Genomic DNA, 21,613 nt, shown 5'->3' on the forward strand with positions numbered 1-21,613 from the left:
AGACCTGAGCCTGACCGGGCGCTACCTGAAGAGGTACCGCAAGCCGCCCTGCAAGGGGCGCTTGCGGCTCGCTCGCCCTTAAAGGGTACGAGCCACCTGGACTTTCTCGAAGACTTCGATCTTGTCGCCGACCTTGACGTCGTTGTAGCTCTTGACGCCAATACCGCACTCCATGCCCGAACGCACTTCGGAGGCGTCGTCCTTGAAGCGACGCAGCGATTCCAGCTCGCCTTCGAAGATCACAACGTCGTCGCGCAGTACGCGGATCGGACGGTTGCGGTACACGGTACCCTCGATGACCATACAGCCAGCGATGGCGCCGAACTTCGGCGAACGGAACACGTCACGCACTTCGGCAACACCCAGGATGTTCTCGCGAACATCGCTGCCGAGCATGCCGGTCAGGGCCTTCTTGACGTCTTCGATGATGTCGTAGATCACGTTGTAGTAACGCATATCCAGACCTTCCTGCTCGACGATCTTGCGCGCACCGGCATCGGCACGCACGTTGAAGCCGAACAGTACAGCGTTCGAAGCCAGCGCCAGGTTGGCATCGCTCTCGGTGATACCACCGACGCCACCACCAATCACGCGCACTTGCACTTCGTCGTTGCCCAGGCCGCCAAGCGAACCCTGCAGCGCCTCGAGAGAACCACGCACATCGGTCTTGAGCACGATGTTGAGGGTTTTCTTCTCTTCCTGACCCATGGTCTCGAAGATGTTCTCCAGCTTGCCGGCGTGAGCGCGGGCCAGCTTGACCTCGCGGTACTTGCCTTGACGGAACATGGCAACTTCGCGGGCTTTCTTCTCGTCGGCAACCACGGACAGCTCGTCACCGGCTTCCGGAGTACCGTCCAGGCCAAGGATCTCGACCGGGATCGACGGGCCGGCTTCTTTCACAGGCTTGCCGTTCTCGTCGAGCATGGCACGCACGCGGCCATAGTTGGAACCGCACAGCACCATGTCGCCCTGACGCAGCGTACCGTCCTGAACCAGGATGGTCGCGACCGGGCCGCGGCCCTTGTCCAGGCGCGATTCGACGACCACGCCACGACCAGGTGCAGTCGGGGTAGCAGTCAGCTCGAGGATCTCGGCCTGCAGCAGCACGGCTTCGAGCAGCTCGTCGACACCGGTACCCATCTTCGCCGATACCTTGACGAATGGCGTGTCACCACCCCAGTCCTCGGAGGTAACGCCTTCGACAGCCAGTTCGTTACGGATACGATCGAGGTCAGCACCCGGCTTGTCGATCTTGTTTACTGCAACCACCAGCGGAACGCCAGCTGCCTTGGCATGCTGAACCGCTTCGCGGGTTTGCGGCATTACGCCGTCGTCCGCCGCCACCACCAGGATGACGATGTCGGTCGCCTTGGCACCACGGGCACGCATCTGGGTGAACGCAGCGTGGCCCGGGGTATCGAGGAAGGTGACCATGCCGCGGTCGGTTTCCACGTGGTAGGCACCGATGTGCTGGGTAATGCCACCGGCTTCGCCAGCAGCAACCTTGGCACGACGGATGTAGTCGAGCAGCGAGGTCTTACCATGGTCAACGTGACCCATGACGGTAACCACCGGCGCGCGGGACTCGGCCTGGCCTTCGAACTTCAGCGATTCGGCCAGGGAATCTTCCAGCGCGGTGTCGCTGATCAGCGTGACCTTGTGGCCCAGCTCTTCAGCGATCAGCTGGGCAGTTTCCTGGTCGAGCACCTGGTTGATGGTGACCGGGGTACCCATCTTGAACATGAACTTGACCACTTCAGCGGCCTTGACCGACATCTGCTGGGCCAGTTCGGAGACGGTGATGGTCTCGCCGATGGTCACGTCACGGATGACTGGACCGGTCGGGTTCTGGAAGCCGTGCTGGTTACGCTTCTTCAGCTTGCTCTTGCCACCACGACCACGACGGGCGCCGTCGCTCTCTTCATCGGTGGTACGCGGAGCGGCACGTGGCGTTGGAGCCTTTTCCTTCTCCTTGACCTTGACCTTGATCGACACACGAGGGGCTTCGCCACGACGACGGTCGTCATCACGGGTACGGCTCTCGTTGCGACGGGTCTCGTCCTTCTTGCGCTCGGCAGCACGGGCTGCAGCGTCTTCGGAGGCTGGCGCGTCGGCGACGACCGGGGCCGCGGCCGCGGCAGGCGCCGGCTCTGGCTTGGCGGCAGGCGCCGGGGCTGCTGCTGCGGTATCGGCAGCCTGACGGCGTGCCTGTTCTTCGTTGCGCTGGCGAACTTCGGCCTCGACCTTGTCGCGCGCGGCGTTTTCGGCCGCACGGCGCTCTTCCAGCTCACGCTTCTGCTCAGCCTGGATTTCTTCCGGGCTGCGCTGCACGAAAACTTTCTTCTTGCGTACTTCTACGCTGATGCTCTTGCTACCGGCGACACGCAGGGTGCTGGTGGTTTTGCGCTGCAAGGTAATCTTGCGCGGCTCTTCCGCCTTGCTCTTGTGGCTGCTTTTCAAATGAGTCAGCAGGGTCTGCTTCTCATTGTCGGTCACTACCTGACCGGCGTCGGTGTGCGGCAGACCTGCCTCACGCATCTGCTGCAGCAGGCGCTCTACCGGTGCCTCGACCTCTTGGGCCAGTTCTTTCACCGTGACTTGCGTCATGCACTTCTCTCCTCAGGCCGCGCCTAATTACTCGAACCAGTGGGCTCGGGCGGCCATGATCAACTTGCCGGCACGCTCTTCGTCGATGCCGTCGATGTCGAGCAGATCGTCGATCGACTGCTCGGCCAGGTCTTCGCGGTTAACCACGCCGCGCACCGCCAGTTCAGCCGCCAGGTCCTTGTCCATGCCCTCAAGGGAGAGCAGGTCTTCGGCCGGGTGGGCGTCTGCCAGTTTTTCTTCGGTAGCGATGGCCTTGGTCAACAAACGGTCCTTGGCTCGAGCGCGGAGCTCATTGACGATATCTTCGTCAAAGCCATCGATGTTGAGCATTTCTTCCAACGGTACGTAGGCAATTTCTTCGAGGCTGGTGAAGCCTTCGTCGACCAGCACTTGGGCCAGCTCCTCGTCGACTTCCAGTTCATCGATGAAATTGCGCAGGATGTCACCGGTTTCGGCCTGTTGCTTGGCCTGGATGTCCTTCTCGGTCATCACGTTCAAGGTCCAGCCGGTCAACTGACTGGCAAGACGAACGTTCTGACCGCCACGGCCAATGGCCTGGGCCAGGTTGTCCTCGGCGACGGCGATGTCCATGGCATGGGCATCTTCATCAACGATGATCGCCGCGACTTCAGCCGGCGACATGGCGTTGATGACGAACTGCGCCGGGTTATCGTCCCACAGGACGATATCCACACGCTCACCACCCAGCTCCCCGGATACAGCCTGGACGCGCGAACCACGCATGCCGATACAGGCACCTTGCGGGTCGATACGCTTGTCCTTGGAGCGGACGGCGATCTTGGCTCGCGAACCCGGGTCACGGGAAGCAGCCATGACTTCGATCAGGCCCTCGGCGATTTCCGGCACTTCAATGCGGAAAAGCTCGATCAGCATCTGCGGCGCGGTGCGCGACAGGATCAGCTGAGGGCCACGGTTTTCAGTGCGAATTTCCTTCAGCAGCGCACGCAGGCGCACGCCAACACGGAAGGTTTCGCGGGGAATGATGTCTTCGCGGGCCAACAGGGCCTCGGCGTTGTTGCCCAGGTCAACGATGACGTTGTCGCGGGTAACCTTTTTAACGGTACCGGAGATGATTTCGCCAACGCGTTCGCGGTAGGCATCGACCACCTGGGCACGCTCGGCCTCGCGGACCTTCTGCACGATGACCTGCTTGGCGGTCTGGGCGGCGATGCGACCAAATTCGATGGACTCGATCTTCTCTTCGATCACGTCACCTACCTTGGCTTCAGGGTGGGTGTCCTTGATCTTGTCCAGCCAGGTCTCGATCGCCGGATCGTCCAGATCGGCTTCATCGACCACGGTCCAGCGACGGAAGGTCTCGTAGCTACCGGTGTGGCGGTTGATTTCCACACGCAGATCGACTTCGTCTTCAAAACGTTTTTTGGTTGCAGTGGCCAGGGCCACCTCCAGCGCTTCGAAAATGACGCCGGGCGGTACACCTTTTTCGTTGGATACCGATTCAACAACCAGCAGTACTTCTTTGCTCATCGTACGCCTCGCCTTGCGCAAGCCATTGGGCCCGGATAGTCCGCCGGGCCCGGCACGTCTCAGTCAAAACTGGGAATAATATTGGCCTTGTCGATCGAATCGATCGGCAGAAGGAATTCCTGGTTGTCCACCTGGACCACCACGTCCTGCTCCTCCACACCGCGGAGAAGGCCCTGGAAGTTACGACGACCCTCGAAGGGTGAGCGCAGCTTGATCTTCACTTGTTCGCCGGCATGCGAGGCAAACTGTTCCAGAGTGAACAGTGGGCGATCCATGCCTGGGGAAGACACCTCGAGGGTGTATTCACTGCTGATTGGATCTTCTACATCGAGGATTGCGCTGGCCTGACGGCTGACTGCTTCGCAATCGTCCACCAGAATACCGCCTTCCTTGTCGATGTAGATGCGCAATACCGAATGCTTACCCTGGGAAACGAACTCGATCCCCCAGCATTGATAGCCCAGACCCTCGACAACCGGGGCCAACAAGGCCTGCAACTGTTCTAGCTTGCTCGACACCTGAACCCCCTCGTGCATGCTGTGCAAATAAAAAATGGGCAAAGCGCCCATCCCTGAAAGCGCCGTTGGACAACGACGCCGAAACTGTTCGGTTAGCAAAAAGCCCCTGAAAAGGGGCTCCGCTGAAGCTGGTTGCGGGGGCTGGATTTGAACCAACGACCTTCGGGTTATGAGCCCGACGAGCTACCAAGCTGCTCCACCCCGCGACAAAGCTGGGGCGAAAGTATAAGACCGAACCCTGCTGAGGGTCAAATCCAAACCTTCACCTGCAAGAAAGCCCGCTAAAGCGGGCTCTCAAGCTTCAATTGGTACCGAGAAGGGGACTCGAACCCCTACACCCTATGGGCACAACCACCTCAAGGTTGCGTGTCTACCAATTCCACCACCTCGGCAATACTACTACTTGAAACCCTTTACTTCTGCTCTTCTGCCGGAGGAGGTACATCACCCGTATTAGGAGTGGCTTCGCTCTTCTGCTGCTGGAGCACCGGTACATCATCATTGACTGCCGGTTTTTGCGGCTCTTTCACTTCTAGCACTGCTGGATCTGGAAGACCTGCTTGGCTAAGCTGGTGAGCTTGTTGCTTCGCGAAGTATCCTAACCCAAGTGCTGTCAAAAAGAAAGTGGCAGCGAGTATAGCAGTTAATTTACTTAGGAACGTTGCAGAGCCTTGGCTCCCGAACACGGTATTAGAAGCACCCGCGCCGAAAGATGCACCTGCTTCAGCACCTTTACCCTGTTGCAACAGTACCAGCACTACTAGCGAAAGCGCTGCCAACAGATGAAAAACAACGATGACTGTTTCCAGCATTTGTTCAGTTTCCTGCGGCGCGACAAATTGCACCGAATTCGTCTGCGTTCAGGGACGCTCCACCAATGAGCCCCCCATCGATATCCGGCATGCCGAACAGTTCGGCCGCATTGGCCGCCTTCACGCTGCCGCCGTAGAGCAACTGCACCTTCGCAGCCACTTCAGCATCTTCTGCCGCCAGCTGGCCGCGGATGGCGGCGTGCACATCCTGGGCCTGCTGTGGCGTGGCCGTAAGGCCAGTGCCGATGGCCCATACAGGCTCATAGGCAATTACTGCATTGGCAAAAGCCTTAACACCGAATGCTTCGATGATACTGCTTAGTTGACGCCCGACAACTTCGAGCGTTCTGCCTGCCTCGCGCTCTTCCAGGGTTTCCCCTATGCAAAGCACTGGCTTCAAACCTTTGGCCTGGGCCGCTGCAAACTTGCGATTCAGCACTTCGTCGGTTTCGCCAATGATCTGGCGACGCTCGGAATGGCCAATCAACACCAACTTGCAACCTGCTTCAACCAGCTGCTCGGGAGCAACTTCCCCGGTCAGCGCACCCTGTTCGGGTTGTACAGCAGAATTCTGTGCACCGACAGTAATTTCTTTACCCGCCAGGCCATCGATCACTTGATTGATGAACAAGGCCGGTGGAAATACTGCGACTTCCACTCCGCTCGGCAAGGCGAGATTGCTCAAGCCTTCGGTCAGCTCAGCGACGCTAGCGCGGGTACCGTGCATCTTCCAGTTACCAGCTACCATAGGGCGACGCATGCTTTACCTCGTCGGTCAAAGTGGGCGCAGATCTTACCCAACCAGATCTGCGCTGGCAAGCGCCTTCAGACACAAACTTCGCCAACCAGTTTGGCCAGGGCTTCGGCATGGCCACGCACCTGCGCTTCGTCCTCGCCTTCAACCATTACCCGCACCAGCGGCTCGGTACCGGACTTGCGCAACAGCACACGCCCGCGCCCCGCCAGCGCCTCGGTGACCTTGGCGCTGGCTTCCTGCACGGCCGGGTGCTGCAGCGGGTCGACCTTGCTGCCGCCAAAGCGCACATTGATCAGCACCTGCGGGCATTTGCGCAGGGCCTGGCGGGCCTGGGCCAGGCCCTCGCCGCGGCGCTTGAGCGCCATCAGCACCTGCAACGCGGCAATGATCGCATCACCGGTAGTGGTGTAGTTGCAGCACACCACGTGGCCCGAGTTTTCGCCGCCCACCAGCCACTCACGCTCCAGCAGCTCGGCCATCACATAACGGTCACCGACCTTGGCCCGCACGAAGGGGATATCCAGGTCCTTGAGCGCCAGCTCCAGGCCCAGGTTGCTCATCAGCGTACCCACTACCCCGCCCTGGAGCTTGCCACGCTCCTGCAGGTCGCGGGCAATGATGAACAGCAACTCGTCGCCATCGACGATCGCCCCGGTGTGGTCAACCATCAGTACGCGGTCACCGTCACCGTCGAAGGCAATGCCGAGATCGGCATGCCCGACCAGCACCGCAGCCTGCAGCGATTCGATATGGGTCGAGCCGCAGTTTTCGTTGATGTTCAACCCGTCGGGCTGGGCATGCAGCACAGTGACATCGGCACCCAGCTCGCGGAACACGCTTGGCGCAACCTTGTAGGTGGCACCATGAGCGCAATCGACCACCAGCTTGAGGCCTGCGAAACTGGTGCTGCTCGGTACGCTGCTTTTGCAAAACTCGATATAGCGGCCAGCAGCATCGTTGATACGCGACACCTTGCCCAGCTTGCTCGACTCGACCACGGTCATCGGCTGATCGAGCAGTTCCTCGATCATCAGTTCGACGTCGTCCGGCAGCTTGGTGCCCTGGCCCGAGAAGAACTTGATGCCGTTGTCGTCATGCGGGTTGTGCGAGGCACTGATGACGATACCGGCTTCGGCGTGGAAGGTACGTGTAAGGTAGGCGATGGCCGGTGTCGGCATCGGCCCCAGCAGCATCACATCGGCCCCTGCCGCCGACAGGCCGGCTTCGAGGGCAGACTCGAACATGTAGCCGGAGATACGCGTGTCCTTGCCCACCAGCACCCGGCAGTGGCCGAGCTTGCGGAAGGCCATGCCGGCCGCCCAACCCAGCTTCAGCATGAAGTCCGGGGTGATCGGGTATTCGCCGACGCGGCCACGAATGCCGTCGGTACCAAAGTATTTTCTGCTCATAGGGACTCCAATGTTCTTATTCGGCGCCTTGTACCGCAGCGATCATGCGCACCACATCGACCGTTTCGGCCACGTCGTGGACACGCAGGATGCTCGCGCCCTTGGTCATGGCCAGGGCTGCCAGTGCCAGGCTGCCGTACAGGCGCTCGTCGACCGGACGTTCCAGCGTCAGGCCGATCATGCTCTTTCGCGAGACCCCCACCAGCAGTGGGCGCCCAAGACGATGGAGCGTTTCCATGTGCTTGAACAGGCTCAGGTTGTGCGCCAGCGTTTTGGCGAAACCAAAGCCCGGGTCAAGGATGATGCGTTGTTCATCAATACCGGCCGATGCGCAGGCCGCCATGCGCTGCTGCAGATACCGGGCAACATCGGCAGTCACGTTCTCGTAGTGCGGGTCGTCCTGCATGTTGCCCGGCTCGCCACGCATGTGCATCAGGCACACCGGCAGGCCGGTGGCGGCAGCGGCATCCAGGGCGCCGTCGCGCTCCAGGCCACGCACGTCGTTGATCAACCCGGCGCCAAGGCGCGCAGACTCACGCATGACGGCCGGGGTTGAGGTATCGACGGAGATGACCACGTCCAGGCGACTGTTGATGGCCTCGACCATCGGCGCCACACGCTCGAGCTCCTCGGTGACCGAAACGGCGCGCGCCCCAGGCCGGGTGGACTCACCACCGATGTCGATCAGCGTGGCACCGGCGGCAACCATGGCTTCGGCATGGCGCAAGGCCTCGTCGCGCTGGTTGAAGCGCCCGCCATCGGAGAAGGAATCGGGGGTGATATTGAGAATACCCATGACATGGGTACGTGACAAATCAAGAACCCGGTTGCCGCAAGGCAACCGGGTCGGGTACTGCACTGAGCTCATAGATGCCCTTAGTGTTGAGCTGCCGGGCCGCCAATCGGCGATTCCGGACGATCGTTCTGGGCAGCAGGCGTACCCGAATCCGTATCATCGTCCCAGTCACGCGGCTCGCGCGGCGTACGCCCAGCCATGATGTCGTCGATCTGATCGGCATCAATGGTCTCATACTTCATCAGCGCTTCGGTCATTGCTTCGAGCTTGTCGCGGTTTTCGACCAGCAACTGCTTGGCCGTGGCATAGCACTGGTCGATGATGCTGCGCACCTCGGAGTCGATCAGCTTGGCGGTTTCGCCGGAAACGCTGGCGTGCTGGCTGGCAGCGCTGCGGCCCAGGAACACCTCGCCGTCTTCTTCGGCATACATCAACGGACCGAGTTTTTCGGACAGGCCCCACTTGGTCACCATGTTTCGTGCGATCTGGCTGGCACGCATGATGTCGTTGGAAGCGCCGGTGGTAACCCCGTCGAAGCCCAGGGTCATCTCTTCGGCGATACGACCGCCGTACAGCGAGCAGATCTGGCTGATCAAGGCACGCTTGGACAGGCTGTAACGGTCCTCTTCCGGCAGGAACATGGTCACACCCAGGGCCCGACCACGCGGGATGATCGAAACCTTGTAGACCGGGTCGTGCTCAGGCACCAGGCGGCCAACGATGGCGTGGCCCGCCTCGTGGTAGGCAGTGTTACGTTTTTCTTTCTCGGACATGACCATGGTCTTGCGCTCGGCGCCCATCATGATCTTGTCCTTGGCCAGCTCGAACTCCTTCATCTCCACCAGGCGCTTGTTGGAGCGGGCGGCAAACAGGGAAGCTTCGTTGACCAGGTTGGCAAGGTCGGCACCGGAGAAGCCCGGCGTACCCCGCGCGATAACGGCCGGGTTGACGTTCTCGCTGACCGGCACCTTGCGCATGTGCACCTTCAGGATCTGCTCGCGGCCGCGGATGTCCGGCAGGCCGACCACCACCTGGCGGTCGAAACGGCCGGGGCGCAGCAGCGCCGGGTCGAGTACGTCCGGGCGGTTGGTGGCGGCGATGACGATGATGCCATCGTTCATCTCGAAGCCGTCCATTTCCACCAGCAGCTGGTTCAGGGTTTGCTCACGCTCGTCGTGACCACCGCCCATGCCGGCACCACGGTGGCGACCCACGGCGTCGATCTCGTCGATGAAGATGATGCACGGGGCATGCTTCTTGGCCTGTTCGAACATGTCGCGCACACGGCTGGCACCGACACCGACGAACATTTCAACGAAGTCCGAACCGGAAATGGTGAAGAACGGGACTTTTGCCTCACCGGCAATGGCCTTGGCCAGCAGGGTTTTACCGGTACCAGGCGGGCCTACCATCAGCACGCCACGCGGAATACGGCCGCCCAGGCGCTGGAACTTGCCCGGGTCACGCAGGAATTCGACCAGCTCGCCAACTTCTTCCTTGGCCTCGTCGCAACCGGCGACGTCGGCCAGGGTCGTCTTGACCTGGTCTTCGGACAGCAGGCGCGCCTTGCTCTTGCCAAAGCTCATGGGCCCGCCTTTACCGCCGGCACCGCCCTGCATCTGGCGCATGAAGAACATGAACACGGCGATGATCACCAGGATCGGGAAGCTTGCTACCAACAGCTGCGTCCAGATGCTCTGCTGCTCAGGCTGCTTGCCTTCGACCACCACGTGGTTGTCGACGAGGTCGCCGATCAGGCCGTTATCGGTGATGGCCGGGCGCACGGTCTTGAAGCTGTCGCCATCGGAGCGCTTGCCGGTAATGATGTAGCCGTCGACGGTCACACGCTCGACCTTGCCATCCTTGACCTGCTGGATGAAGTCGGAGTAGTTGAGGGTCTGCGGCTCGTTAGGGCTGGAGAAGTTGTTCATCACTGTCACCAGGACAGCTGCGATGATCAACCACAGGATCAGATTCTTTGCCATGTCGTTCAATTCGCTACCCTCTGAGGCCGGCGCACGACGCAGCCGTGCCTCGCATGATATTCATCGCCCTAACTTACTACATTACCTACGCAGCCGCAGGCACCGTCTGTAACCCTTTGTGAAAGCTAGACTACACGAAGTTCGGACGATCCTGACGCCGCGGCCGATTGGAAATAACTATCGGCCGCCGCGCTTCACGCCTTTCAAGCGCCTTTGAAACCTTTGCCCAACAGGTACTGTTCACGCGAGCGGTCCCGCGATGAAGAAGGCTTGCGCATCTGCACCTTGTCGAACTTGGTGCGCACGTCCTTCAGGTACATGTCGAAGCCTTCGCCCTGGAAAATCTTGATCAGGAAATCCCCGCCGGGCTTGAGCACGCGGGTTGCCAGGTCCAGGGCCAGCTCGCAGAGGAACATGGCACGTGGCATGTCCACTTCGGGCGTACCACTCATATTGGGGGCCATGTCGGAAATCACAAGGTCCACGTGCGAATCACCGACCGCGTGGAGGATTTGCTGGAGCACGGCGTCTTCGGTGAAATCGCCCTGGATGAAGGTAACGTCGGGGATCGAGTCCATTTCCAGGATATCCGAAGCGATGAGCCGGCCCTGGCCGCCAATCAGACGACTGGTCACCTGCGACCACCCGCCCGGGGCCGCACCCAGGTCGATTACGCTCATGCCGGGGCGGATCAGGCGGTCCTTTTCCTGGATCTCCAGCAGTTTGTAGCTCGCACGCGAGCGGTAGCCGTCCTTCTGTGCCTGTTTCACAAAAGGATCGTTGAAATGCTCTCGCAGCCAGTTTGCGCTGCTTTTGGAACGTTGTACCACGGGGCACCTCGATGATATGCGTCGTGATTGACTGGGCGGAGCCGGTGGCCCTCGGGTAAAATGCCGGTCAATTTTACAGAATCAGACGGAAAGGGTCAGATTATGCCGCTCAATAACGAGCAGAAGAAGCAATACAAGTCCATTGGTCATGACCTGAAGCCGGTCCTGATCGTTGCTGGCAATGGTTTGAATGAAGGCGTGGTCGCCGAGCTGGAACGCGCACTGGTCGATCATGAACTGATCAAGGTCGAGATTCGCTCGGAAGACCGCGAAGAACGCGCCGAGACCATCGCCGAGCTGTGCAAGGCCGGCCGCGCCGAACTGGTGCAGACCATCGGCAAGAAAGCCCTGATCTACCGCAAGAACCCACAACCGAACAAGCAGCTGTCCAACATTCACCGTTACAAGTAGCGGAAAGGATAGCGCGCCGCCTGTGTAGGAGCGGCCTTGTGTCGCGATGGGCTGCGAAGCGGCCCCCTGCAATATCTGTGGTTAAGCTGATATCTGGGGGCTGCTTCGCAGCCCATCGCGACACAAGGCCGCTCCTACCAGGGACTGCAACAGCCTGGGCTAGCGGCGGACTTTGACCGGCACCGGCTGGGCCACCAGCACGATGCCGGAGAAGCCCAGCACCAGGAAGCAGAACATCTGCCAGCGCTCGCCAACGGAAATGCCGTAACGCAGGGTGTAGTACCCCACACACGCACCGAAGCCGAGCAACAGCATCTGGCCGCGAAACTGCCGCCACCAGGCCGCCAGGCCTTCCACCCTTGCCAGCACAGCCAGCTGGGTCAACAAGCCAAGCAACGCCACGCCGATCAACCAGCGGTCGATCTGCCCGGCGATATCCTGCACCAGCAGCGGCGCCAGGCCGCTGACCTTGAGCGCAGGCACCAGCCCCACATGGAACACCCACAGGCCACCGACCCAGAATACCTGGGCCAGTTGCCAGAGGATCCCCTCGAGGGATGGCGCCCGCAGGCGCCGGTCAGATGTGTTTGACTTCGACAATCTCGTACTCGACCGTACCGTTAGGCGTCTTGACGACAACGGTATCCCCTTCTTCCTTGCCAATGATGGCACGGGCAATCGGGGCGCTGTTCGACAGCTTGCCTTTCTTCACATCGGCTTCATCTTCGCCAACGATCTGATAGGTCACTTCTTCATCGGTTTCGGTGTTGGCCAGCACCACGGTGGTGCCAAAAATCACCTTGCCGGTGTGAGCGATGGTGGTGACGTCGATCACCACCGAGTTCTGCAGGCGGCCTTCGATATCGCGGATACGCGCCTCGACCATGCCCTGCTCTTCACGCGCGGCATGGTATTCGGCGTTTTCCTTGAGGTCGCCCAGCTCACGCGCTTCACCAATGGCTTGGCTCAGGCGCGGGCGCTCGGTCTTGCTCAGGAAGGTCAGCTCCTCTTCCAGGGCGCGAGCGCCCTGGACGGTCATCGGGTATTTGGTAATGCTCATGCTTTGAGTCCTGCATGCAGATCCTGCAGGCGACGAACAGTCTTCTCGGGACCGAATTTCAACGCCTCGCAGATGGCTTCACCAGCCGCAATGGTAGTGGTGCAGTAAATCTTGTGCTGCAGCGCATTGCGACGAATCGAGTAGGAGTCGGCGATCGACTGGCGGCCTTCGGTGGTGTTGATGATCAGCGACACTTCGTCGTTCTTGATCATGTCGACCACGTGCGGGCGGCCTTCGGTCACCTTGTTCACGCGGCGCACTTTCAGGCCAGCCGCCTCGATAACCTTGGCGGTGCCGGCAGTAGCAACCACTTCGAAGCCCAGGGCGATCAGGTCACGGGCAACGCCAGCCACTTGTGGCTTGTCGTCGTCACGCACGCTGATGAACGCGGTGCCGCCGGTAGGCAGCACTTCGCTGGCACCCATCTGGGCTTTGGCGAAGGCTTCACCGAAGCTGTCACCAACACCCATGACCTCACCGGTCGATTTCATCTCAGGGCCGAGGATCGGGTCAACCCCTGGGAACTTGGCGAACGGGAAGACGGCTTCCTTGACGCTGTAGAAGTTCGGGATGATTTCCTGGGTGAAGCCCAGCTCTTTCAGGGTTTTGCCAGCCATGACGCGGGCCGCGATCATGGCCAGGGAAGTGCCGATGCACTTGGACACGAACGGCACGGTACGCGATGCACGCGGGTTGACTTCGATCACGTAGATCTTGTCGCCCTGCAGGGCCAGCTGCACGTTCATCAGGCCGACCACGCCCAGCTCCAGGGCCATTTTCTTGACCTGTTCGCGCACTTCGTCCTGCACGCCCTTGCTCAGCGAGTAAGGTGGCAGGGAGCATGCCGAGTCACCGGAGTGAACGCCGGCCTGTTCGATGTGCTGCATGATCGCGCCGATGACCACGTCGGTACCGTCGCACACCGCATCCACGTCCATTTCGATGGCGCAGTTGAGGAAGTGGTCGAGCAGTACCGGGCTGTCGTTGGAAACCTGAACAGCCTCACGCAGGTAGCGCTTGAGCTCGTCCAGTTCGTAGACGATCTCCATGGCACGGCCACCCAGTACATAGGATGGGCGCACGACCAGCGGGTAGCCGATGCTGCCGGCGGCACGAATGGCCTCTTCTTCGCTGCGCACGGTCGCGTTTGGCGGCTGCAGCAGGTTCAGGCGCTGGACCATCTGCTGGAAGCGCTCGCGGTCTTCGGCGCGGTCGATGGCGTCCGGGCTGGTACCGATGATCGGCACACCGGCCTCTTCCAGGGCGCGCGCCAGCTTCAGCGGGGTCTGGCCGCCGTAGTGCACGATCACGCCTTTGGGCTTCTCGACGCGGCACACTTCCAGCACGTCTTCCAGGGTCAGCGGCTCGAAGTACAGGCGGTCGGAGGTGTCGTAGTCGGTGGAAACGGTTTCCGGGTTGCAGTTGACCATGATGGTCTCGTAACCGTCGTCACGCAGCGCCAGGGCCGCGTGTACGCAGCAGTAGTCGAACTCGATACCTTGGCCGATACGGTTCGGGCCACCACCCAGGATCATGATCTTGTCACGGGTCGACGGGTTGGCCTCGCACTCTTCCTCGTAGGTGGAGTACAGGTAGGCGGTGTCGGTGGCGAACTCGGCGGCGCAGGTGTCGACGCGCTTGTACACCGGGAACACTTCGAGCTTGTGGCGGTGGCGGCGCAGGTTCTTGTCGGTAATACCCAACAGCTTGGCCAGGCGCTGGTCAGAGAAGCCCTTGCGCTTGAGGCGCAGCATGTAGTCCTTGTCGATGGCCGACAGGGCCAGGGTCTTGACCTTCTCTTCTTCTTTGATCAGGTCTTCCATCTGCACCAGGAACCACATGTCGATGCCGGTCAGATTGAAGATTTCTTCGCAGGTCATGCCCGAACGCATGGCGTCGGCGACATACCAGATACGCTCGGCACCCGGCACGGTCAGCTCGCGCTTGAGGATGCTGGCAGTTTCCGGGCTGGCCAGGTCGACTTTCGGGTCGAGGCCGCAAGCGCCCACTTCCAGGCCACGCAGGGCTTTCTGCAGGGACTCCTGGAAGGTACGGCCGATGGCCATGACTTCACCCACGGACTTCATCTGGGTGGTCAGGCGGGCGTCGGCCTTGGGGAATTTCTCGAAGGCGAAGCGCGGCAGCTTGGTGACCACGTAGTCGATCGACGGCTCGAAGGAGGCCGGGGTACGGCCGCCGGTGATGTCGTTCTGCAGCTCGTCGAGGGTGTAGCCGATGGCCAGCTTGGCGGCGATCTTGGCGATCGGGAAGCCAGTAGCCTTGGAGGCCAATGCCGAGGAACGCGAAACGCGCGGGTTCATCTCGATCACGACCATGCGGCCGGTGTTCGGGCAGATACCGAACTGCACGTTGGAACCGCCGGTTTCCACACCAATTTCACGCAGCACCGCCAGCGAGGCGTTGCGCATGATCTGGTATTCCTTGTCGGTCAGGGTCTGCGCCGGGGCAACCGTGATCGAGTCACCGGTGTGCACACCCATCGGGTCGAAGTTCTCGATGGAGCAGACGATGATGCAGTTGTCCTTTTTGTCGCGGACCACTTCCATCTCGTACTCTTTCCAACCGATCAGCGATTCGTCGATCAGCAGTTCCTTGGTTGGCGACAGGTCCAGGCCACGGGTGCAGATTTCTTCGAATTCTTCACGGTTGTAGGCAATACCGCCGCCAGTGCCGCCCATGGTGAACGACGGGCGGATGATGCAAGGGAAGCCCAGCTTCTCCAGCACCGCATTGGCCTCTTCCATGCTGTGGGCGATACCCGAACGCGGGCACTCCAGGCCGATGTCCTTCATGGCCTTGTCGAAGCGCGAGCGGTCTTCGGCCTTGTCGATGGTGTCGGCGTTGGCACCGATCATCTCTACGCCGAACTTTTCCAGAACGCCGTGGCGCTCCAGGTCCAGGGCGCAGTTCAGTGCAGTCTGGCCACCCATGGTCGGCAGCACGGCGTCTGGGCGCTCTTTCTCGATGATCTTGGCCACCGACTGCCACTTGATCGGCTCGATGTAGGTGGCGTCGGCCATGGCCGGGTCGGTCATGATGGTGGCTGGGTTGGAGTTCACCAGGATGACGCGGAAACCTTCCTCGCGCAGGGCTTTGCAAGCCTGGGCGCCGGAGTAGTCGAATTCACAGGCCTGGCCGATCACGATCGGGCCAGCGCCGAGAATCAGGATGCTTTTGATGTCTGTACGTTTTGGCATGGTGGTCACTCAAATCCGGGGTCAGTCGGCAAGCCGCTTTGAACAATCTGGGTCAGGCGCTGCCGGGCGCGGCGTGTGCCGGCCCGGGGCCTTGAGGCAGGATGCTCAGCGGCGCTTGGCCATGGCATCGGTGAAACGATCGAACAGTGGCGCGACGTCGGTCGGGCCTGGGCTCGCTTCAGGGTGGCCCTGGAAGCTGAACGCGCTCTTGTCGGTACGCTCGATACCCTGCAGGGTGCCGTCGAACAGCGACTTGTGGATGGCGCGGACATTGCCCGGCAGGGTGGCTTCGTCAACGGCAAAGCCGTGGTTCTGGCTGGTGATCATGACCACGCCGGTGTCCAGGTCTTGCACCGGGTGGTTGGCACCGTGGTGGCCATGGCCCATTTTCACGGTCTTGGCACCGGAGGCCAGCGCCAGCAACTGGTGGCCCAGGCAGATGCCGAATACCGGAATCTCGGTTTCGAGGATTTCCTTGATGGCCTGGATGGCATAGTCGCACGGCTCGGGGTCGCCAGGGCCGTTGGACAGGAACACGCCGTCCGGGTTGAGCGCCAGCACTTCGCTGGCCGGGGTCTGGGCCGGCACCACGGTCACGCGGCAGCCACGGGCAACCAGCATGCGCAGGATGTTCAGCTTGACGCCGTAGTCGAAGGCCACCACGTGGTAGGGCAGGTCGGCCGCGTCGATGGTCGGGTGGCTGTCGGTTTTCAGCTCCCACACGCTGGAGCGCCACTCGTAGCGTTCCTTGGTGGAAACCACCTTGGCCAGGTCCATGCCCTTGAGGCCCGGGAAACCGCGGGCAGCGGCGATGGCCGCCTCTTCGCTGATGTTGTCACCCGCCAGGATGCAGCCGTTCTGGGCGCCCTTCTCACGCAGGATGCGGGTGAGGCGACGGGTGTCGATGCCGGCGATGGCAACCACGTTGTTGGCCTTGAGGTACTCCGGCAGCGACTGGGTGTTGCGCCAGTTGCTGGCCAGCAGCGGCAGGTCACGGATGACCAGGCCGGCGGACCACACGCGGTTGGACTCGGCGTCTTCCGGGGTGGTACCGGTGTTGCCGATGTGCGGGTAGGTCAGGGTGACGATTTGCTGCGCGTAGGAAGGGTCTGTAAGGATTTCCTGGTAGCCGGTCATAGCGGTGTTGAATACCACCTCACCAACGGTCTGACCGTCGGCACCAATGGCTTCACCGCGAAAAATACTGCCGTCGGCAAGGGCGAGTATGGCTGGCTTTGTCAAGAAGACCTCCCGTAAATCAAGCATGAAAGGGCGATCGCAGGTTGCAAAAAAGCGGAGTGACGTATGGACACGTCACCCCGCTTTCATGTGCTGAATTCAATTCGCTGCGCGCTTTTAGTGGACACACTAAAGCTGTAGCTTACAGAAAAGTGCGTTTTCGGTCTACCGCATATGTGCCTCTAAAACACATCGATGCGACAGGCTGACTATTGTGTTGGCTTCTTCGAGGGCTTGCCCGCTACCACAGGGCCTGGGCCTTGCACAAACCCTGTGGGAGCGGGCAAGCCCGCGAAGAAGCCAACACAGCCCTCACTGCTTAACGCAGCTCAAGCACATCCTGCATGTCGTACAGGCCAGGCTCACGCCCGTCGAGCCACAGCGCCGCACGCACCGCGCCCTTGGCGAAGGTCATGCGGCTGGAGGCCTTGTGGGTGATCTCCAGGCGCTCGCCTTCTGCAGCGAACAGCACGGTGTGATCACCGACCACGTCGCCGGCACGTACGGTGGCAAAGCCGATCGTCTTGCGGTCGCGCGCGCCGGTCTGCCCTTCACGGCCATACACGGCCACTTCCTGCAGGTCGCGGCCCAGTGCGTTGGCAACCACTTCACCCATGCGCAACGCCGTACCCGAAGGGGCATCGACCTTGTGGCGGTGGTGCGCCTCGATGATTTCGATATCCACATCATCGCCCAGCACGCGCGCCGCCATGTCGAGCAACTTCAGGCTTAGGTTGACGCCAACGCTGAAGTTGGCAGCGAACACGATTGGAATGTCCTTGCCCGCCTCGGCCAGCAACTGCTTTTCTTCGACGGTGAAACCGGTGGTACCAATGACCATGGCCTTGCCGTGCTTGCGGCAGAACGCCAGGTTCTTCAGGGTGACCGACGGGTGGGTGAAATCGATCAGCACGTCGAACTCGTCCACCACCTTGGCCAGGTCGTCGGACAGCAGCACACCAATGCGCCCCAGGGCCGCCAGTTCACCGGCATCGGCGCCGACCAGCGAGCTGTCCGGGCGGTCGACCGCCGCCGTCAGCCCGGCGCCGGGTTGCTGCTGCACGGCCTCGATGAGGGTCTTGCCCATACGCCCTGCCGCGCCCATCACTGCAATACGTCGCATAGCCTTTTCCTTGTCAGAGATCGCCGAAGAAGCGCTTCACGCCATCGAACCAGCCACTGGCCTTGGGCGAGTGCGAGCTGTCGCCTTCCAGCGAATCACGCAGCTCTTCGAGCAGTTCGCGCTGGCGGCGGCTGAGGTTGACCGGGGTTTCCACCGCCACACGGCACAGCAGGTCACCGGCACCACCACCGCGCACCGGCGCCACACCCTTGCCGCGCAAGCGGAACTGCTTGCCGGTCTGGGTGCCTTCCGGAATACGCAGCTTCACGCGGCCATCGAGGGTCGGCACTTCCAGCTCGCCGCCCAGGGCAGCATCGGTGTAGCTGATCGGCACTTCGCAGTACAGGTGCTTGCCGTCACGCTGGAAGATCTCGTGCTCACGCACACTGATCACCACATACAGGTCGCCGGTCGGGCCACCATGGGTGCCGGCCTCACCTTCACCCGACAGGCGGATGCGGTCACCGGTATCGACACCGGCCGGCACCTTGACCGACAGGGTCTTGTATTCCTCGACGCGGCCTTCGCCGTGGCACGAGGTGCAAGGGTCGGTGATGATCTTGCCCTGGCCATGGCAACGCGGGCAGGTTTGCTGCACCGAGAAGAAGCCCTGCTGCATGCGGACCTGGCCGATGCCACCACAGGTAGGGCAGGTCGACGGGGTGGAGCCCTTCTTGGCGCCGGAGCCATCGCACGGCTGGCAGTTGACCAGGGTCGGCACACGGATGCTGACCGTAGTGCCGCGCACCGCTTCTTCCAGGTTCAGCTCCAGGGTGTAACGCAGGTCGCTGCCACGCTGGGCGCCACCGCGTCCGCCACCGCGGCCACCGCCGAAGAAGTCGCTGAACACATCGCCGAAGATGTCGGAGAAGTTGGCGCCACCGAAACCAGGGCCGCCGCCCCCCATGCTCGGGTCGACACCGGCATGGCCATACTGGTCGAACGCCGCGCGCTTGCTGGCATCAGACAGCACTTCGTAGGCCTCGTTGGCCTCTTTGAACTTGTCTTCGGACTCTTTATCGCCCGGGTTGCGGTCCGGGTGGTATTTCATCGCCAGACGGCGATAAGCCTTTTTGAGGTCTGCCTCGGTGGCGCCGCGCTCGACACCCAGAACCTCATAATAATCACGCTTGGACATAGGTCATTTGCACCTTGTTGGGCGTGTGGCATCTGCGCCACGCCATCAGCACCTCCGCTCGCCCACCGGGGCCGCTGACGGATGCTGTAAAAATTCTCGAATTCCAGATACGCCAACGCGGGAGCAAGCCCCCGCGCGGCGACATCCTACCAGTTCACCGACAAACCACGGTGAACTGGCCGACAACATGCAACGATTACTTCTTGTCGTCGCCTTTGACTTCTTCGAACTCGGCGTCAACCACGTCATCGTGCTTGGCTTCCGGCTCGGCCTGCTGCGCGCCACCCTGAGGCTGTTCGGCCGACTGCTCGGCGTACATCTTCTGGGCAACCGGGGCAGAGACCTTGGACAGCTCTTCGACCTTGGCGTCGATAGCGGCCTTGTCGTCGCCTTTGACAGCGGCTTCCAGGGCAACCACGGCAGCCTCGATGGCGGTTTTCTCTTCAGCGGTAACCTTGTCACCGGCGTCAGCAACCATCTTGCGGGTCGAGTGAACCAGCGCATCACCCTGGTTACGGGCAGCAGCCAGCTCTTCGAACTTGCGGTCTTCCTCGGCGTTGGCCTCGGCGTCACGCACCATGCGCTCGATTTCTTCGTCCGACAGGCCGGAGTTGGCCTTGATCACGATCGACTGCGACTTGCCGGTGGCCTTGTCTTTGGCGCTGACGTGCAGGATGCCGTTGGCGTCGATGTCGAAGGTCACTTCGATTTGCGGCACACCGCGTGGCGCTGGCGGAATGTCGGCCAGGTCGAACTTGCCCAGCGACTTGTTCTGCGCAGCCTGCTTACGCTCACCCTGCAGCACGTGAATGGTCACAGCGCCCTGGTTGTCGTCGGCAGTCGAGAACACCTGCGACTTCTTGGTCGGGATGGTGGTGTTCTTCTCGATCAGCGAAGTCATCACGCCGCCCATGGTTTCGATACCCAGGGTCAGCGGGCTGACGTCCAGCAGCAGCACGTCTTTCACGTCACCTGCCAGTACCGCGCCCTGAATGGCAGCACCCATGGCCACGGCTTCGTCCGGGTTGACGTCCTTGCGGGCTTCTTTGCCGAAGAAGTCAGCAACGGCCTTCTGCACCAGCGGCATACGGGTCTGGCCACCGACCAGGATCACGTCGTCGATCTTGCTGGCGTCGATGCCGGCGTCTTTCAGCGCTACGCGGCATGGCTCGATGGTACGGGTAACCAGGTCTTCGACCAGCGACTCCAGCTTGGCGCGGGAGATTTTCACGTTCAGGTGCTTCGGACCGGTGGCATCTGCAGTGATGTACGGCAGGTTGACGTCGGTCGACTGAGCGGACGACAGCTCGATCTTGGCTTTTTCAGCAGCTTCTTTCAGACGCTGCAGGGCCAGTGGATCGTTCTTCAGGTCCATGCCCGACTCTTTCTTGAACTCGTCGACGAGGTAGTCGATCAGGCGCATGTCGAAGTCTTCGCCACCCAGGAAGGTGTCGCCGTTGGTAGCCAGTACTTCGAACTGGTGCTCGCCGTCGACTTCGGCAATTTCAATGACCGACACGTCGAAGGTACCACCACCCAGGTCATAGACGATGACGGTGTGGTCGCCCTTGGCCTTGTCCATGCCGTAGGCCAGTGCAGCGGCAGTCGGCTCGTTGATGATACGTTTTACGTCCAGGCCCGCGATGCGGCCGGCGTCTTTGGTAGCCTGGCGCTGGCTGTCGTTGAAGTAGGCCGGCACGGTGATTACCGCTTCGGTCACGGCCTCGCCGAGGTAGTCTTCGGCGGTTTTCTTCATTTTCTTCAGCACTTCAGCGCTGATTTGCGGCGGTGCCATGTCTTTGCCGCCCGCTTGTACCCAAGCGTCGCCATTGCTGGCCTTGACGATTTTGTAGGGCACCAGCTTGATGTCTTTCTGCACGACGTCTTCTTCGAAGCGGCGGCCGATCAGGCGCTTCACGGCGAACAGGGTGTTGTGCGGGTTGGTGACGGCCTGGCGCTTGGCCGACTGGCCAACCAGGATTTCGCCATCGTTGGCGTAGGCCACGATCGAAGGGGTAGTACGCGCACCCTCGGCGTTTTCGATGACTTTGACGTTACCGTTTTCCAGAATAGAGACGCACGAGTTGGTGGTCCCCAGGTCGATACCGATGATCTTGCCCATGTTAACTCTCCCGAAACTTGAATTTGGTAGCAGCGACTAATTTGGCCAACTGCGGTAATACTTGAAGGCTTGACACCTA

At 61.2% G+C, this 21,613-nt stretch carries 17 protein-coding genes and 2 tRNA genes; 1 reads left to right on the forward strand and 18 read right to left on the reverse strand.

Annotation, left to right across the window (positions count from 1 at the left end; genetic code table 11):
* Positions 1-78: 78 nt before the first annotated feature.
* The 11 genes from infB to rlmE all read right to left on the reverse strand — a co-directional run bounded on the left by infB (position 79) and on the right by rlmE (position 11,223).
* Entirely contained in the window at positions 79-2,607 is a 2,529-nt protein-coding gene (gene infB / locus AACG97_RS24090) for a translation initiation factor IF-2 (RefSeq protein WP_197885926.1), read from the reverse strand.
* Between the two features lie 27 nt (positions 2,608-2,634).
* Positions 2,635-4,116, reverse strand: a complete 1,482-nt coding sequence (gene nusA, locus AACG97_RS24095; protein WP_009685349.1) for a transcription termination factor NusA — start codon at positions 4,114-4,116, stop codon at positions 2,635-2,637.
* 59 nt (positions 4,117-4,175) lie between these two features.
* Positions 4,176-4,634, reverse strand: coding sequence for a ribosome maturation factor RimP (rimP, locus tag AACG97_RS24100; RefSeq protein WP_009685348.1), 459 nt, complete (start codon positions 4,632-4,634; stop codon positions 4,176-4,178).
* A 129-nt stretch (positions 4,635-4,763) separates the two neighbouring features.
* Positions 4,764-4,840 (reverse strand) — tRNA-Met (locus AACG97_RS24105).
* 100 nt (positions 4,841-4,940) lie between these two features.
* Positions 4,941-5,026 (reverse strand) — tRNA-Leu (locus AACG97_RS24110).
* Between the two features lie 21 nt (positions 5,027-5,047).
* Positions 5,048-5,446, reverse strand: a complete 399-nt coding sequence (secG, locus tag AACG97_RS24115; protein WP_029885740.1) for a preprotein translocase subunit SecG — start codon at positions 5,444-5,446, stop codon at positions 5,048-5,050.
* A gap of 4 nt (positions 5,447-5,450) precedes the next feature.
* Positions 5,451-6,206 (reverse strand): triose-phosphate isomerase, encoded by a 756-nt coding sequence (gene tpiA / locus AACG97_RS24120; RefSeq protein ID WP_009685346.1) that lies wholly within the window; start codon positions 6,204-6,206, stop codon positions 5,451-5,453.
* Between the two features lie 65 nt (positions 6,207-6,271).
* Positions 6,272-7,612, reverse strand: a complete 1,341-nt coding sequence (gene glmM / locus AACG97_RS24125) for a phosphoglucosamine mutase (RefSeq protein ID WP_009685345.1) — start codon at positions 7,610-7,612, stop codon at positions 6,272-6,274.
* 16 nt (positions 7,613-7,628) lie between these two features.
* Positions 7,629-8,480 (reverse strand): dihydropteroate synthase, encoded by an 852-nt coding sequence (gene folP / locus AACG97_RS24130; RefSeq protein WP_029885742.1) that lies wholly within the window; start codon positions 8,478-8,480, stop codon positions 7,629-7,631.
* A gap of 8 nt (positions 8,481-8,488) precedes the next feature.
* Positions 8,489-10,393 (reverse strand): ATP-dependent zinc metalloprotease FtsH, encoded by a 1,905-nt coding sequence (ftsH, locus tag AACG97_RS24135; protein WP_009685343.1) that lies wholly within the window; start codon positions 10,391-10,393, stop codon positions 8,489-8,491.
* 203 nt (positions 10,394-10,596) lie between these two features.
* Positions 10,597-11,223 carry a 23S rRNA (uridine(2552)-2'-O)-methyltransferase RlmE gene (gene rlmE / locus AACG97_RS24140; RefSeq protein ID WP_197885925.1) on the reverse strand — a complete coding sequence of 209 codons (627 nt, stop codon included), beginning with the start codon at positions 11,221-11,223 and terminating at the stop codon, positions 10,597-10,599.
* Between the two features lie 102 nt (positions 11,224-11,325).
* Here rlmE and yhbY point away from each other — a divergent pair, with 102 nt between their 5' ends.
* Positions 11,326-11,634: a ribosome assembly RNA-binding protein YhbY gene (gene yhbY / locus AACG97_RS24145; RefSeq protein ID WP_009685341.1), complete on the forward strand. Its 309-nt coding sequence runs from the start codon at positions 11,326-11,328 to the stop codon at positions 11,632-11,634.
* A 159-nt stretch (positions 11,635-11,793) separates the two neighbouring features.
* Here yhbY and AACG97_RS24150 read toward each other — a convergent pair whose 3' ends face one another.
* The 7 genes from AACG97_RS24150 to dnaK all read right to left on the reverse strand — a co-directional run bounded on the left by AACG97_RS24150 (position 11,794) and on the right by dnaK (position 21,534).
* Positions 11,794-12,234, reverse strand: a complete 441-nt coding sequence (locus tag AACG97_RS24150) for an MFS transporter (RefSeq protein ID WP_144189279.1) — start codon at positions 12,232-12,234, stop codon at positions 11,794-11,796.
* Entirely contained in the window at positions 12,212-12,694 is a 483-nt protein-coding gene (gene greA, locus AACG97_RS24155; protein WP_029885744.1) for a transcription elongation factor GreA, read from the reverse strand. The genes AACG97_RS24150 and greA overlap by 23 nt, the downstream gene beginning before the upstream one ends.
* Positions 12,691-15,912 (reverse strand): carbamoyl-phosphate synthase large subunit, encoded by a 3,222-nt coding sequence (carB, locus tag AACG97_RS24160; protein WP_197885924.1) that lies wholly within the window; start codon positions 15,910-15,912, stop codon positions 12,691-12,693. The genes greA and carB overlap by 4 nt, the downstream gene beginning before the upstream one ends.
* Positions 15,913-16,017: 105 nt before the next feature.
* Complete coding sequence (carA, locus tag AACG97_RS24165) at positions 16,018-17,154, reverse strand: glutamine-hydrolyzing carbamoyl-phosphate synthase small subunit (RefSeq protein WP_003249935.1); 1,137 nt, start codon at positions 17,152-17,154, stop codon at positions 16,018-16,020.
* 316 nt (positions 17,155-17,470) lie between these two features.
* On the reverse strand, positions 17,471-18,274 hold the full coding sequence (gene dapB, locus AACG97_RS24170; RefSeq protein ID WP_197885923.1) for a 4-hydroxy-tetrahydrodipicolinate reductase: 804 nt from the start codon (positions 18,272-18,274) through the stop codon (positions 17,471-17,473).
* Positions 18,275-18,287: 13 nt separating this feature from the next.
* Entirely contained in the window at positions 18,288-19,412 is a 1,125-nt protein-coding gene (gene dnaJ / locus AACG97_RS24175) for a molecular chaperone DnaJ (RefSeq protein WP_009685335.1), read from the reverse strand.
* Positions 19,413-19,608: 196 nt separating this feature from the next.
* Entirely contained in the window at positions 19,609-21,534 is a 1,926-nt protein-coding gene (gene dnaK, locus AACG97_RS24180; RefSeq protein ID WP_009685334.1) for a molecular chaperone DnaK, read from the reverse strand.
* Positions 21,535-21,613: the final 79 nt, after the last annotated feature.

The sequence above is a fragment of the Pseudomonas sp. Nvir genome (assembly GCF_963778085.1).
Lineage (GTDB): Bacteria > Pseudomonadota > Gammaproteobacteria > Pseudomonadales > Pseudomonadaceae > Aquipseudomonas > Aquipseudomonas juntendi.